The 14,806-nt window shown below is 71.5% G+C and carries 11 protein-coding genes; 6 read left to right on the top strand and 5 right to left on the bottom strand.

What is annotated here, in order from left to right; all coding sequences use genetic code 11:
- Positions 1 to 245: 245 nt before the first annotated feature.
- Positions 246 to 1,679, top strand: a complete 1,434-nt coding sequence (locus IEY78_RS02590; RefSeq protein WP_189095863.1) for a Gfo/Idh/MocA family protein — start codon at positions 246 to 248, stop codon at positions 1,677 to 1,679.
- A gap of 90 nt (positions 1,680 to 1,769) precedes the next feature.
- Here the strand turns inward: IEY78_RS02590 and IEY78_RS02585 are convergent, their stop codons facing one another.
- The gene (locus tag IEY78_RS02585) at positions 1,770 to 2,531 is read right to left on the bottom strand and encodes a hypothetical protein (RefSeq protein WP_189095862.1); all 762 of its coding nucleotides are present in this window, start codon (positions 2,529 to 2,531) and stop codon (positions 1,770 to 1,772) included.
- 227 nt (positions 2,532 to 2,758) lie between these two features.
- On the opposite strand from IEY78_RS02585, the gene IEY78_RS02580 reads away from it, so the two are divergent.
- Complete coding sequence (locus IEY78_RS02580) at positions 2,759 to 4,561, top strand: ABC transporter transmembrane domain-containing protein (RefSeq protein WP_189095861.1); 1,803 nt, start codon at positions 2,759 to 2,761, stop codon at positions 4,559 to 4,561.
- Complete coding sequence (locus tag IEY78_RS02575; protein ID WP_189095860.1) at positions 4,558 to 6,339, top strand: ABC transporter ATP-binding protein; 1,782 nt, start codon at positions 4,558 to 4,560, stop codon at positions 6,337 to 6,339. Before IEY78_RS02580 ends, IEY78_RS02575 begins: the two co-directional genes overlap by 4 nt.
- Positions 6,340 to 6,577: 238 nt before the next feature.
- Here the strand turns inward: IEY78_RS02575 and IEY78_RS02570 are convergent, their stop codons facing one another.
- Positions 6,578 to 7,369 carry a metal-dependent hydrolase gene (locus tag IEY78_RS02570; protein ID WP_189095859.1) on the bottom strand — a complete coding sequence of 264 codons (792 nt, stop codon included), beginning with the start codon at positions 7,367 to 7,369 and terminating at the stop codon, positions 6,578 to 6,580.
- A gap of 1,297 nt (positions 7,370 to 8,666) precedes the next feature.
- On the opposite strand from IEY78_RS02570, the gene IEY78_RS02565 reads away from it, so the two are divergent.
- Both IEY78_RS02565 and IEY78_RS02560 read left to right on the top strand, forming a co-directional pair.
- The gene (locus IEY78_RS02565) at positions 8,667 to 11,180 is read left to right on the top strand and encodes a DEAD/DEAH box helicase (RefSeq protein ID WP_189095858.1); all 2,514 of its coding nucleotides are present in this window, start codon (positions 8,667 to 8,669) and stop codon (positions 11,178 to 11,180) included.
- Between the two features lie 52 nt (positions 11,181 to 11,232).
- Entirely contained in the window at positions 11,233 to 12,102 is an 870-nt protein-coding gene (locus IEY78_RS02560) for an acyl-CoA thioesterase (protein WP_189095857.1), read from the top strand.
- On the opposite strand, the gene IEY78_RS02555 is transcribed toward IEY78_RS02560, so the two are convergent.
- Positions 12,033 to 12,932, bottom strand: a complete 900-nt coding sequence (locus IEY78_RS02555) for a DUF6397 family protein (RefSeq protein WP_373294045.1) — start codon at positions 12,930 to 12,932, stop codon at positions 12,033 to 12,035. The genes IEY78_RS02560 and IEY78_RS02555 overlap by 70 nt on opposite strands.
- A gap of 80 nt (positions 12,933 to 13,012) precedes the next feature.
- A complete protein-coding gene (locus IEY78_RS02550; protein WP_189095856.1) occupies positions 13,013 to 13,420 on the bottom strand; it encodes a roadblock/LC7 domain-containing protein in 408 nt (135 codons plus the stop codon).
- Positions 13,421 to 13,587: 167 nt separating this feature from the next.
- On the opposite strand from IEY78_RS02550, the gene IEY78_RS02545 reads away from it, so the two are divergent.
- The gene (locus IEY78_RS02545; RefSeq protein ID WP_189095855.1) at positions 13,588 to 14,016 is read left to right on the top strand and encodes a PPOX class F420-dependent oxidoreductase; all 429 of its coding nucleotides are present in this window, start codon (positions 13,588 to 13,590) and stop codon (positions 14,014 to 14,016) included.
- 57 nt (positions 14,017 to 14,073) lie between these two features.
- On the opposite strand, the gene IEY78_RS02540 is transcribed toward IEY78_RS02545, so the two are convergent.
- The gene (locus IEY78_RS02540) at positions 14,074 to 14,688 is read right to left on the bottom strand and encodes a GTP-binding protein (protein WP_189095854.1); all 615 of its coding nucleotides are present in this window, start codon (positions 14,686 to 14,688) and stop codon (positions 14,074 to 14,076) included.
- Positions 14,689 to 14,806 lie beyond the last annotated feature (118 nt).

Raw genomic sequence — 14,806 nt, 5'->3', positions numbered from 1 at the left:
TACCGGAGCCTGCCGTTCGCCCGAGGGACACGTCAAGGCTTCCCGCAAGTCTTTTCATGCTCTTGCGAAAGAAGCTGACGGTGAGTCGCCCGGACTTGCGGAAGAAGATCAGCCGATGCGGCAAAGAATCCCCCTGTGCCACGAACGGTTCCCCCTTGGCCCTCTTGTGCCCCGGCCCGCCGGCCGACAAGGTCCTGACCGAGGTTCACGCATGCCCCGGTACCCCACCGCTCCCTGGAGGATCGATGCACGAGGCACCCTCGCAGCGCCACGCCCCGCACGACGACCCCAACGAGGCGGGCCCCAGCCGCCGTTCGGTCCTGTGGACCGCCGGTGCGGCGGGCGCCGGGCTGGGGCTCGGCGGCCTGTCATCCGCTCCGGCCGCGGCGGCCGCACCCGCGGCCGAAGGCACCGCCGCCGCCCCCGCGGCCACGGGCCGGACCATGATCGGGGTGCCGTTCGAGCGGCGCGGCACCGTACGCGTCGGCATCATCGGCCTCGGCAACCGCGGCGGCAGCATGATCGACCTCTTTCTCGCGATGCCGGGCGTCCGCGTCGTCGCCCTGTGCGACCCGGTCAAGGAGAAGACCGCCAAGGCCGCCGGGAAGGTCACCGCCGCGGGCCAGCCCGCACCCGCCGTCTACACCCACGGCGAGCACGACTACGAGAACCTCTGCGCCCGCGGCGACCTCGACTTCGTCTACGCCGCCACACCCTGGGACCGGCACTTCGAGATGGCGAAGGCGGCGCTGCTGCACGGCAAGCACGTGGGCGTCGAATGCCCCCTCGCGCTGCGGCTGGACCAGCTGTGGGAGCTGGTCGACCTCTCCGAGCGCACTCGCAGGCACTGCATGCAGCTGGAGAACTGCTGCTACGGCAGAAACGAGATGCGGGTGCTGCGGATGGCGCACGCGGGCCTGTTCGGCGAGCTGCTGCACGGCGCCGGCGCCTACGTCCACGATCTGCGCGGCCTGATGTTCGACCCGAAGTACTACGAGGGGCCGTGGCGCCGGCTGTGGCACACCCGGCTGCGCGGCGACCTCTACCCCAACCACGGGTTCGGCCCGGTCGCCGGCTACATGGGCCTCAACCGCGGGGACCGCGCCGTGCGCATCTCCAGCATGGGCACCCCCGCCCTCGGACTCGCCGCCTACCGCACGGACCACATGCCCGCCGGCGACCCCAGTTGGAAGGAGTCGTACATCGGGAGCGACCGGACGATCAGCCTCGTCCAGACCGCCAAGGGGCGGGTGATCCGGCTGGAGCACGATGTCTCCACCCCGCACCCCTACAGCCGCATCAACAGCCTCGGCGGCACCAAGGGGCTCTTCGAGGACTACCCCGAGCGGATCTACCTGGAGCCGGACCACAGCAACGACGAGTGGGGCGACTTCGGCGCGTACGCGCAGTGGGACCACTGGCTGTGGAAGGAGCACGCCAACCCGCCCGGCGGCCACGGCGGCATGGACTACCTGCTGGTCTTCCGGCTGATGCAGTGCATGCGGCTGGGCCTCGTACCGGACTTCGACGTCTATGACGCGGCGACCTGGACCGCGCCGGTGCCGCTCAGCGACCTCTCGATCAGGGCGAACGGCGCCCCGCAGGAGATCCCCGACTTCACCCGCGGACTGTGGAAGAAGGCCCGGCCGGGGATGGATTCACCGAAGCCGGAGGAGTAGGCACGCGGGCGCGGGCCCGGCGGGCGGTGCGTCCGCCGGGCCGCGCGTCAACCAGTACGGCGGCTGCCTCGCCGCGCCGAAGGCACCGCGTCAGGCCGCCAGATGCGCCTTGTCCCCCATGACCACCACCGGCTGCCGGGCCGGATCCAGGGCACGCAGCAGGGCCTGCATCGCGGCCTTCGGGACGCTGACGCAGGCGGAGGTGCCGCTGCCGTGGTCCATGTGCAGCCAGACGCCGCCGCCCTTGGACTGCCCCTCGGGGCGGGTCGGATCCAGCGGGGAGGTCCCCTTGACGCGGTTGTAGTTGATCGCGACGACATAGTCGAAGTCGTGTCGGGTGTTCTTCGACCAGTACGACGGCGGGGTGAACGCCGAGGAGTGCGTGTAGGGCAGCTTGGCGCCGGGGTCGGCGAGCACCCCGCCCGCATCGGTCAGCGCGAACACCCCGACCGGGCTGCGCTTGTCCCCTTCGTGATGGTGCACCGTCCAGCCGCGGCGGCCGTTGTGCGCGGCCCAACGCCCCTTCTGGTCCCAGCCCTTGGCGCCCTTGTCGTAGAGGACGACGGTGGCATCGGCGGAGTCCGCCCCGTCCCCGTAGACCGCGACGACCTGCCGGGAGCCGGCCGGGATCCGTGACCGCAGCGCGGAGCCGACCTCGGGGATGCGCTCCAGGTGGGTGGTGGCCGACGCCCCGCGGGCCGCACCACCGGGGCGCTCCCCCTTCTTTCCCGCGCCGTCGTCCTTGCCGTCGCCCCGGCCGCTCCCGCCGCCGCAGCCCGCCAGAAGGACCAGCCCCGCCGCGGCCACCGCCGCCATCCGCATCGCACTGCCCGCTGTTCGCATGGCCCCCATGGTCGCACCGCCGCAACGGCGCGCTTCGGGCGCCCGCCCGCTCCGTACGGACCGCCACACGATTGTCCGAAAGAGCGGGGCACTGCGGAAAAACCGTTTGAAATCAGACCTCCCGCCGGGCCAACCTTCCAGAACCTCCGCCGTCGACACGACCGGCGTGAGGGCCACTTCACCCTGCCCGGACGGCCCGCCACCACCCACTCCACCCCGACTTCGCCTGGGACATCATGCACATTCGCGACCTTCCGCATACCGACCCGGGCGTCCCGGACGTCCGCACGGGCGGCGCCTTCCTCCGCTGGCTCTGCGCACGGCAACTCCGCGGACAGCTGGCGGCCCTCGCCTGGGGACTGCTGGACGTCGGCGGCATCGCCGCTACCCCGCTGGCCGTGGGCCTCGCCGTGCAGGCCGTGGTGGACCGCGACGGCGGCCGGCTCCTCCTGTCCGGCGGGCTGGTCCTGGCCCTCGGACTGCTGACCGCGCTCGGCGCGGTGATGCTCCACCGCGCCGCGGTCACCAACTGGATCACCGCCGTGGCCCGGATGCAGCAGCTGCTCGCCCGCAAGACCACGGAACTGGGCGCGGCCATGACCCGCCGGGTGGCGGCCGGCGAGATCGCCGCCGTCAGCACCGGCGACCTGGAGAAGATCGGCTGGTTCGTCGAGGCGCTCTCCCGGTTCGGCGCCTCGGCGGTGACCACGGCCGGCCTGTGTGTCGCACTCGCCTGCTACCAGCCGACACTGGGCGCCCTGGTCGCTCTGGGCGTCCCCGTCATGGCGCTGGCCGCCCTGCCGTTGCTGCCGCCCGCCATCCGGCGTGCCGACGCACAGCGCGACAAGGCCGGCCACGCCACCGAGCTGGCCTCCGACACCGTCGCCGGGCTGCGCGTGCTGCGCGGCATCGGCGGCGAGGAACTCTTCCTCGGCCGCTACCGCAGCGCCTCCCAGGAGGTCCGCAGGGCAGCCGTCCGCAGCGCCCGGATGTGGTCGCTGATCTCGGCCGTCCAGGTCCTGCTGCCGGGCCTGCTGCTGCTCGCGGTGGTCTGGTACGGCGCCCGGCTCGCCCTCGACGGCACGATCGGCGTCGGCGAGCTGGTCACCCTCTACAGCGCGGTCGCCTTTCTGCTCTTCCCGCTCCGGCACTTCGAAGAGATCGCCCAGGCCTACGCCTTCGCCCGGCCGTCCGCGAACCGCACGGCCCGCGTGCTGGCCCAGCACCGTCCGGCCGGCGAACACCCCGAGGACGCGGCGGCGCCCACCGGCGAGCTGCACGACCCGGTCAGCGGCCTGACCGCACCGGCCGGCCGGCTGACCGCCGTGGTCTGCGGCGACCCCGACGCGGCGGGCCGGCTCGCCGAACACCTGGGCGGCCACCCGCCGTCGGCGGACGACGACACACACGGCGGCCCCCCGTCCGTCGTCCTCGGCGGCACCCCGCTGGACCGACTCCCACGCGACGCCGCCCGCCGGGCCGTACTGGTCCAGGACAAGGACCCGATGCTGCTCTCCGGCACCCTCGGCGAACTGCTCGACGTACCGGCCTCCGGGCGGGTGGACGCGGCGCGGGCACTGGCCGCGGCGCAGTGCGGCGATGTGCTGACGGCGCTGGCCCAGGCCTCCGCCGACGACTCGGGCGACCCGATGCGCACCCACATCACCGAGCGCGGCCGGTCACTGTCCGGCGGCCAGCGGCAGCGGCTGGCGCTGGCCCGCTCGCTGGTCACCGACCCGGAAGTACTGGTGCTGGACGAGCCGACCAGCGCCGTCGACGCCCACACCGAGGCCCGGATCGCCGACGGCCTGCGGGAGCTGAGGAGCGGCCGCACCACGGTCGTGTTCACCTCCAGCCCGCTCCTGCTGGACCGGGCCGACGAGGTGGTGTTCCTCCAGGACGGCACCGTCGCCGCCCGGGCCACCCATCGCGAACTGCTGCACCTGCACCCCGCCTACCGCGCGGTCGTCACCCGCGCACCGGACCCCGAGCCGGCGATGTCGGCCGGCCAACCTGAACGAGAAGGGAGGACCGCATGATCGGCCTGGCACCCCCGGCCCACGATCCGGACGCCCCGCAGACCGCCACCACCCTGCCCGTCGGCTCACCGGCGACGGTACGCGCCTACGTCGGCGGCCTGATCCGCCGTCACCGCACGGCCTTCACCGTCCTGGTCACCGTGAACGCCGCGGCGGTGATCGCCTCCATGGTCGGCCCGTACCTGCTCGGCGGCGTCGTGGAGAAGCTCTCCGCGGGCGAGCGGGACATCCCGCTGGAGCGCACCCTCGTCCTGTTCGCCCTCGCACTGGCCGCCCAGACGGTGTTCGTCCGGATGGTCCGGCTACGCGGGGCGATGCTCGGCGAGCAAATGCTGGCGGACCTGCGCGAGGACTTCCTCGTACGGTCCGTGGCATTGCCGCCGGGCGTCCTGGAACGGGCCGGCACCGGCGATCTGCTGTCCCGTATCACCACCGATGTCGACCGGCTCTCCAGCGCGATGCGCGAGGCGGTGCCGCAACTGGCCATCGGGGTGGTGTGGGCGGCGCTGCTGATCGGCGGGATCACCGTGACCGCGCCGCCGCTCGCGCTGGCCGTGCTGCTCGCGCTGCCGCTGCTGATCGTCGGCTGCCGCTGGTACTTCAAGCGGGCCCCGAGCGCCTATCGCTCGGAGGCGGCCGGCTACGCCGCGGTGTCCGCCGTGCTCACCGAGTCCGTGGACGCGGGGCGCACGATCGAGGCCCACCGGCTCGGCGCCCGCCGCATCGCGCTCTCGGAGCGCCGCATCCGCGAATGGACCCAATGGGAGCGCTACACCCTCTACCTCCGGTCGGTGCTCTTCCCCGTCGTCGATCTGACACATGTGCTGCTGCTGGGCGCCGTGTTGCTGCTGGGCGGGGCGTTCGTCATCGGCGGCTGGATCACCCCGGGGCAGCTGACGACCGGCGCGCTGCTGGCGCAGATGATGATCGAGCCGGTCGGCCTGATCCTGCGGTGGTACGACGAGCTGCAGGTGGCCCAGGTGTCGATCGCGCGACTCGTCGGCGTCCGGGAGATCGAACCGGAGGCCGGGGATCCGGAGCGGTTCCCGGACGGCCGCGACGTACACGCCGACCGGGTCAGCTTCGGCTACCGCGCCGGCGTGGACGTGCTGCGCGAGGTCTCGTTGCAGATCCGTCCGGGCAGCCGGCTGGCGCTGGTGGGGCCCTCCGGCGCCGGCAAGTCGACGCTCGGCCGGCTGCTGGCCGGCATCTACGGCCCGCGCACCGGGACCGTCACCCTCGGCGGGGCCGAGCTGTGCGCACTGCCGCCCGAGCGGATCCGCGAGCAGGTGGCGCTGGTCAACCAGGAGCACCACGTCTTCGTGGGCTCCCTGCGCGACAACCTCCGCCTGGCCCGCGCCACGGCGGCCGACACCGAACTGTGGGCCGCACTCGGCGCGGTGGACGCCGACGGCTGGGCACGGGCCCTGGGCCAGGAGCTGGACACGGAGGTCGGCTCGGGCGGCCACCCGCTGACCCCGGCCCAGGCACAGCAGATCGCACTGGCCCGGCTGGTCCTCGCCGACCCGCACACCCTCGTCCTGGACGAGGCGACCTCCCTGCTCGACCCACGGGCGGCCCGCGATCTGGAACGTTCGCTGGGCAGGGTGCTGGACGGCCGCACGGTGGTGGCGATCGCCCACCGGCTGCACACCGCGCACGACGCCGACGTGATCGCCGTCGTCGAGGAGGGCCGCATCAGCGAACTGGGCAGCCACGACGAACTCGTCGCGGCCGACGGCGCCTACGCGGCACTCTGGCGGTCTTGGCACGGGTGAGGGGGTGGGGGTGGGGAGGGGGGTGCGGTTTCCTGCCCGGTGGGGTGGGGGTGGGGCTTGGGGCTTGCGGGGGCCCGGTTCCTGGGCTGGTGGCTTGGAGGTGAGGCGCGGGGCGCCGGTTCCTGGGTCGGTGGCCTGGAGGTTGGGGCTTGGGGCGCCGGTTGCCGGGCCGGTGGCTTGGGGGGCTGGGGATGGAGGGTTGGGGGCGAATCGGCCCCCTCCCCGCCCCCGGGCTCCGTCAGATGTAGCCGAGGGCGCCCAGGCCGCCGATGCCTCCCAGCAGCATGAACGCCGGCATCAGCACCTTCAGCTCCACCCAGCTGCCGGCCTTGAAGCGCATGGCCTGGGGCGGGCCGACGGGGAACCAGCGCTTGCGGCCTATCGGGATGGGCCACAGAACAGGGCAGCCTGAGACCGTCAGCGCGTCACCGATGTCATGGACCAGCGCCCCCAGGACGACCGGCAGCCCCAGCCAGAGGTACTGCTGCCCCGGCTCGGCGAACAGCCAACTCGCGCCGTTGCCCGGCTGATCGAGTATGCCGCCCAGGATCCAGGCCGCGGCAGCGCCCAACAGCCACACCAGCACATCGCTGGAGACCCGCGCCGCCCGCCACAGCAACCCTTCGATGGCCAGCACCATATGGACGAAGAGGATGCCGAGCACCGCCCAGTGGCCACCCTTCATCGCCAGCAGCGACATCCCGCCACCGACCAGCACGGCCCACAACCAGGTGTGGGTCAGCGTGCGGTGCCCACCGTTGCGGTTCGAGTCACCGCGCATCTTGGTCGCCTTGTAGACCGCGTGCGAGAGGGCGTCGACCACCTCGCACAGAATCCGCGAGAGTGGACCGAACGCCCGCGAGATGGTCGCGGACTTGTGGTCAAGGTCCGGTGCCAGCGCCGCTCCGGCACAGATCAGGGCTCCGCAGACGAGCACCGGCCAAGGCATCGGATATCCGGCGGCAGCGGCCCCGGCACCCACCCCCAGCCAGGCCGCAGCCCCGGACAGCGAGTGCGCCGGTCCCATCATGATTGCTCCCACCCTCTGTTCTCTTGCGCGTCTTCTCCCGCACGCACCATGTGCCTCGCACGCCGCTGAGCTGCGCCTCTGACACCCGTTCGGCCACTCAGCGTAGCGTCAGATGATCTCGCCCCCGGTCCGGGGTAACCCCACAAGCCACAGGCTGACGGGGCACCAGAGAGCGTGTCGTCGGGGCAAAGTTCGGCCGAGGGGCTGGGGTAGGCGTGGGGCGGGGCTTGGGTAGTGGGGCAGGCGTGCTGGTGGGGTGAGGCAGGCGTGGGGTGAGGCGGGCGTGGAGCTGGGGGTGGGGGTGGAGATGGGGTTGGGGGTGGGGGTGGGTGTGGGGGGTGGGCGAGGCTGGGCTTGATGGGGAGCAGCCTCGGCAGATGACTCGATCAACCGCCAAGCTGCCGGCACCGCCTCACCAAAGCCCAACTCGCCCGACGAAACCCGGGGCCCCTCCCCCTCCCCCTCCCCACCCCCTCCTCCACCACCCACCGCCCGCTTCCCACCACCCACTCCCGGCAGCCCGTCACCCGTCAGCGGCAGCCCTCAGCCGTCAGCCATCACCGGTGGCCTGCCGCCTGCCGCCTGCCGCCTGCCGCCTGCCGCCTGCCGCCTGCCGCCTGCCGCGATAGTCGACCGCGCCGGAGGACAACCGCCCCGGACTTCGACCACGGCCGCCGACGTCCATCAGGGCAGGCACCGATAAGGTCAGCGCCGCTCAGAGCCAAGGTTCATCGGGCCGGCATGCCTATGCCCGACATCGCTCAGCTCCGCGCCACTCAGGCCGGACGTTGATCAAGTCGTCACCGCTCATACCCGACGTCACTCAGCCCGACGCCGCTCAAGCCTGCCGTCGCTCAATCCCGACGCCGCTCAGGCCCGAAGCCGCTCAGGCCAGGCATTGATCAGCCGGGCACGCATCAGGCCGGACATTGATCGCGCACCCCGATGATCAAGGCGGATGCCCTCGCCACCCCTCCCCCTCGCCTACCGTGCGTGATCTCCACCACGTGCCGACCGGCGGCGCCGCAGCTGACAACCCCGGTCGCCAACGATCCGTACGCACCCCGCCACGGAAAGCGATGCCATCCCCTCGCACCGCCCCATGGCCCGAGCCGCAAGGGTGGACATGTGTGCTGCTCAGCGTCGCTGCGGTCGGGCGCCAGGGCGGTGGTGGGGCCCGAGTCGTGAGGTGGCGGGGTCGGTGGGACGGTCGGCTTGTGGGGGCGAGCAGCTTGAGTTGATCTTCCGGTGAGCCGCCGGTTCCCTGATCCGGGCCGAAGGCAGGCAGTATGGGGGCGTGACCCTCATCGATCATCTGCCGAACGACGCCGACCCCGATGCCCTCTTCGAAGCCTTTTCGGGCTGGGCCGAGCAGCAGGGCATCTCGCTCTATCCTGCCCAGGAGGAGGCGCTGATCGAGGTGGTCTCGGGGGCGAACGTCATCCTGTCCACCCCCACCGGCTCCGGGAAGAGCCTGGTGGCGGCCGGTGCGCACTTCACCGCCCTCGCAAACGATCAGGTCACCTTCTACACCGCGCCCATCAAGGCACTGGTCTCGGAGAAGTTCTTCGACCTCTGCAAGATGTTCGGCACCGAGAACGTCGGCATGCTCACCGGCGATGCGTCGGTCAACGCGGATGCCCCGGTCATCTGCTGCACCGCCGAGGTGCTCGCCTCGATAGCGCTGCGGGACGGCAAGGACGCGGACATCGGCCAGGTCGTGATGGACGAGTTCCATTTCTATGCCGAGCAGGACCGCGGCTGGGCCTGGCAGATTCCGCTGCTGGAGCTGCCGCAGGCCCAGTTCATTCTGATGTCGGCGACGCTCGGCGACATGTCGCGCTTCGAAGAGGATCTGACCCGGCGCACGGGGAAGCCGACGTCGTTGGTGCGCTCGGCGACGCGGCCGGTGCCGCTGTCGTACGAGTACCGCACGACGGCGATGACGGAGACGCTCACCGAGCTGCTGGAGACCCGCCAGTCCCCCGTCTATATCGTGCACTTCACCCAGGCCGCCGCCGTGGAGCGGGCGCAGGCCCTGATGAGCATCAATATGTGCACGCGGGCCGAGAAGGACGAGATCGCGCAGCTCATCGGGAACTTCCGGTTCACCACGAAGTTCGGCCGGAACCTCTCCCGGTACGTCCGCCATGGCATCGGCGTGCACCATGCGGGCATGCTGCCGAAGTACCGCCGGCTCGTCGAGAAGCTGGCCCAGGCGGGCCTGCTGAAGGTCATCTGCGGTACCGACACCCTCGGTGTGGGCGTCAACGTCCCCATCCGCACGGTGTTGTTCACAGCGCTGACGAAGTACGACGGATCGCGGGTGCGGACGCTGCGGGCGCGGGAGTTCCACCAGATCGCGGGCCGCGCCGGGCGGGCCGGCTTCGACACCGCGGGCTTCGTGGTCGCGCAGGCTCCCGAGCATGTCGTGGAGAACGAGAAGGCGCTGGCCAAGGCGGGCGACGACCCCAAGAAGCGCCGGAAGGTGGTGCGCAAGAAGGCGCCGGAGGGCTTCGTCAACTGGGGTGAGAACACCTTCGAGAAGCTGATCGCTTCCGACCCGGAGCCGCTGACCTCGCGCTTCCGGGTGACGCACGCGATGCTGCTGTCGGTGATCGCGCGGCCGGGCAATGCGTTCGACGCGATGCGCAAGCTGCTGGAGGACAACCACGAGCCGCGCCGGAACCAGCTCCGGCACATCCGGCGGGCCATCGCGATCTACCGCTCGCTGCTGGACGGCGGAATCGTGGAGCGACTGGCGGAGCCGGACGCGGAGGGCCGGATCGTCCGGCTGACCGTGGACCTCCAGCAGGACTTCGCGCTGAACCAGCCGCTGTCGACCTTCGCACTCGCCGCGTTCGACCTGCTCGACCCCGAGTCGCCGTCCTACGCGCTGGACATGGTCTCGGTCGTGGAGTCCACGCTGGACGATCCGCGGCAGATCCTGGCCGCGCAGCAGAACAAGGCCCGCGGCGAGGCGGTCGCCCAGATGAAGGCCGATGGGGTCGAGTACGAGGACCGCATGGAACGGCTCATGGACGTGGAGTACCCCAAGCCTCTGGAGGAGTTGCTCTTCCACGCCTACGGCCTCTACCGCAAGAGCCACCCGTGGGTCGGCGACCACCCGCTGTCGCCGAAGTCGGTCATCCGCGATATGTACGAGCGCGCCATGACCTTCACGGAGTTCACGTCCTTCTACGAGCTGGCGCGCACCGAGGGCATCGTGCTGCGCTACCTGGCGAGTGCCTTCAAGGCGCTGGACCACACCGTGCCGGACGATCTGAAGTCCGAGGACTTCGAGGACATCATCGCCTGGCTGGGCGAGATGGTGCGGCAGGTCGACTCCAGCCTGCTGGACGAGTGGGAGCAGCTCGCCAACCCGGAGGTGGAGACGGCGGAGCAGGCCGCGGAGCGGGCCGATCAGGTCCGGCCGGTCACGGCGAACGCGCGGGCGTTCCGGGTGCTGGTGCGCAATGCGATGTTCCGGCGGGTGGAGCTGGCGGCGCTGGACAAGGTCGAGGAGCTCGGCGAGATGGATGCCGAGTCCGGCTGGGACGCGGACGCCTGGGGCGAGGCGATGGACGCCTACTGGGATGAATACGAGGATCTGGGCACCGGGCCGGACGCGCGTGGCCCCAAGCTCCTGCAGATCGAGGAGGATGCCGAGCACGGGCTGTGGAAGGTACGGCAGACTTTCGCGGACCCGAACGGTGATCACGACTGGGGTATCTCCGCGGAGGTGGACCTGGCCGCCTCCGACGAGGAGGGTCGCGCGGTGGTGCGGGTCACGGATGTGGGTCAGATGTGAGGCGACGGCTTCGTCCGAGGCCGCCGGAGGATGCGACGGAGGGCCACCGGTCATGAGCAATCCCGCCGACAGGCTGGTCGATCTGCTGGATCTCGAACAGATCGAGGTGAACATCTTCCGCGGCCGCAGCCCGCAGGAATCGCTGCAGCGGGTCTTCGGCGGGCAGGTCGCGGGACAGGCGCTGGTGGCTGCCGGGCGGACCACGGAAGGTGACCGCCCGGTCCACTCGCTCCATGCGTACTTTCTGCGGCCGGGCCGGCCCGGGCTGCCGATCGTGTACCAGGTCGAGCGGGTGCGCGACGGGCGGTCCTTCACCACCCGCCGGGTCGTCGCCGTCCAGCAGGGACGCACGATCTTCAATCTGACCGCCTCCTTTCACAAGCCGGAGCCCGGCTTCGATCATCAGTTGCCGTTGCGCCGGGCGGTGCCCGACCCGGAGGAGCTGCCTACGCTCGCGGAAGAGGTCCGCGACTATCTGCGTGAACTGCCCCAATCCCTGGAGCGGATGGCGCGCCGGATGCCGTTCGAGATCCGGTATGTCGACCGGCTGCGGTGGACCCCGGACGAGATCGAGGGTGCCGAGCCGCGCAGCGCGGTGTGGATGCGCGCGGTCGGGCCGCTGGGCGACGATCCGCTGGTGCACACCTGCGCGCTGACCTACGCCAGCGATATGACGCTGCTGGACGCGGTCCGCATCCCGATCGAGCCGCTCTGGGGACCGCGCGGGTTCGACATGGCCTCGCTCGATCATGCGATGTGGTTCCACCGGCCGTTCCGCGCCGACGAGTGGTTCCTCTACGACCAGGAGTCGCCGATCGCCACCGGCGGGCGCGGCCTGGCCCGGGGAAGGATCTACGACCGGGAGGGCAGGCTGCTGGTCTCGGTCGTCCAGGAAGGGCTGTTCAGAAAGCTGGGCGGCTGACCCGAGCGGGCCGCGGAGGCCGTGGCGGCCGGTGTCCGCAGCCGCCCCGGGTCGTTCCGGCGGGCGCGCTCCAGGCTTCGGGAGAGGTTGACGCGGTACCACAGCACCTCGTCGAACTCCTCGGCCGTCACCACCCGTTCAAAGGACTCGCGGGCGGCCGGGGTCACCGTGATGACGGAGGCCAATGTGGGCCGGAGCCGGCGCAGCAGGGACCGCTCCAGCGGGTCCTCGGCCACCGAGGCCAGTTCTTCCGGCGGGAGTACCGCGGCGATCACGGCGGCCGATTCCCAGGGGTCGTCGGTCTGTCCCATGAGCTGGGCGACGCGCCGGCTGCGCCACTGGCGGGCCCGCCAGTCCTGTCCGCTGTCGAGCATCACCCGCATCGCCGCGGGGGTGTTGCCCCGCATGAGTTCGGGTTCCCGCTCGGCGAGGCGGGTGACCTCGGAGGCGAGGTACAGCCAGACCACCGCGCCGAAGCGGTTCACATAGAACCGGACGGGGCCGAGGCAGCCGGCCCGGGTCAGGCGCACCACCCGGCCGGGCCCGACGCCCATCAGCGCGGCGGCCTCAGTCGTGCTGACCGCGCGGATCCGTTCGCGGAGGGCTTCGGGAAAGCCCGGTTCGGCCTGTAGCCGGGCGATCTCCTCCGCCGGGACCCGGTGGTGCCGGCCCGGCGATCCGGTCCCCGCCGGCCGGTGCTCGCTCCCGGCCGGGACCGTCCGCACTTCTCCGAGCTGGACGGCGAGTTCGAACTCGCCGGTGCGCAGCTCCAGTTCACGGGCGGCTCGGCCCGTCGTGAGCGTCTGCTGCCCGTCGCACATCACTGTCATGCCGTTTCCCCCGGCCACTCGGTCGATCACTGACAGTGACGACCATAGCCGCAGGCGATGACAGCCGGTCAATGCCCGCCTCAGATCTGTGGATAACTCTCCGGCCGGCGGACCGCGACCCCCAGATGCTCCCCGACGCGATTGACCAGCAGCGTCATTTCGTAGGCGATCTGGCCCATGTCGGCCTCGGCGCCCGCCAGCACGCACAGCGCGCTGCCGTCCCCCGCCGCCGTCACGAACAGCACCCCGTCGTCGAACTCCACCATCGTCTGGCGCACCCGGCCGATGCCGAAGTGCAGCCCCGATCCCTTCGCGAGACTGTGCAGTCCCGACGCGACGGCCGCGAGGTGCTCGGCGTCCTCCCGGGCCAGTTGCTCGCTCGCCCCGGTCACCAGCCCGTCGTTGGAGAGCACCAACGCGTGCCGTACCTTCTCCACCCGCTTGGTCAGGTCGTCCAGCAGCCAGTCGAGTCCGCTGCTCAATGCCATTGCCGCTTCCTCCCCGTGTCCTGGCCGCGCATCGGGCCGGACGGCAGCCCGCGGTCCGTCCGCGAACTGCTGTGCCAGCCTGTCCCACCGCCGCCGTCTCGGCAAGCGGCCCACAGCCCGGCGTGCCACGCGGCGCCGCTCCGCGCCCCATGGATGAGGATGTCCGCATGGCACACAAGATGACCAAGGACGAGTGGCAGAGGTTCCTTTCCGAGGGGACCCGTACCGGCAAGCTGGCGACCGTACGGGCCGACGGCAGCCCGCACGTCGCGCCGGTGTGGTTCCTCATGGACGGCGAGGAGTTGGTGTTCAACACCGGTGAGGACACGGTCAAGGGCCGCAATCTCGCCCGTGACGGCCGGGTGGCGCTGTGCGTCGACGACGACACGCCGCCGTTCTCCTTCGCGGTCGTCCACGGGACGGCGGAGACCAGCAGCGAGCCGGCGGACGTGCGCCACTGGGCGACGCGGATCGCGGCGCGCTACATGGGCGAGGACCGTGCGGAGGAGTACGGGGCGCGCAACGGCGTGCCGGGTGAGCTGGTCGTACGGGTCAGGATCGACAAGGTCGTCGCGGTGGCGGCACTGGCGAGCTGAGGGTGCGCATGGGGCGGGCCGTCCGGGGTCCGCGCCGGGCCCGCCCCCTTCCCGCCGTCACCCCACCGGGTCCAGGACCCGGTCCGAGCGCCACCGCCCCGCGTGCTCGACGAGCCGGACCAGCACTTCCTTGCCGGAGTCGCGGTCGCGCACGTCGCAGAGCACCACCGGGGTGCCGCGGTCCAGGTCCAGCGCCCGGGAGACCTCGTCGGCGCCGTAGGAGTGCGACTCGGCAAAGCAGTTGACGGCGACCAGGAACGGGATCGAGCGGCGCTCGAAGTAGTCGACCGCGGGAAAGCAGTCCTGCAGCCGCCGGGTGTCGGCCAGCACCACGGCGCCCAGCGCGCCCTCCGACAGGTCGTCCCACAGGAACCAGAAGCGGTCCTGTCCCGGGGTGCCGAAGAGGTAGAGGGACAGGCCCTGCCGGATGGTGATGCGGCCGAAGTCCATCGCCACCGTGGTGCTGCCCTTGAGGTCCACTCCCCCGGTGTCGTCCACCATCTCGCCCGCCTCGCTGAGCCGTTCCTCCGTGCGCAGCGGGTGGATTTCGCTGACCGAGCCCACCAGGGTCGTCTTGCCCGCGCCGAAGCCGCCCGCGACTAAGACTTTCAGGGTCACATCGGGGTCGGAGCCCGGGCCTGCGCCCGTCGGGGCCCCCTGTGCGCCGTTCATCGGCCGTCTCCTCCAGGTGCAAGGGTCCTGCGCGTCACGGGGTGTACGGATCCACGGCTCGGCGAGAGGAGCCCTCGGCGGCACAATGCCGTCCGCATCCATGGCGAGGACCGTACCG

This window comes from Streptomyces kronopolitis (assembly GCF_014646275.1).
Lineage (GTDB): Bacteria > Actinomycetota > Actinomycetes > Streptomycetales > Streptomycetaceae > Streptomyces > Streptomyces kronopolitis.
Note: the sequence above shows the minus strand (reverse complement) of the source record. Positions and strands in the feature narration are given on the sequence as shown.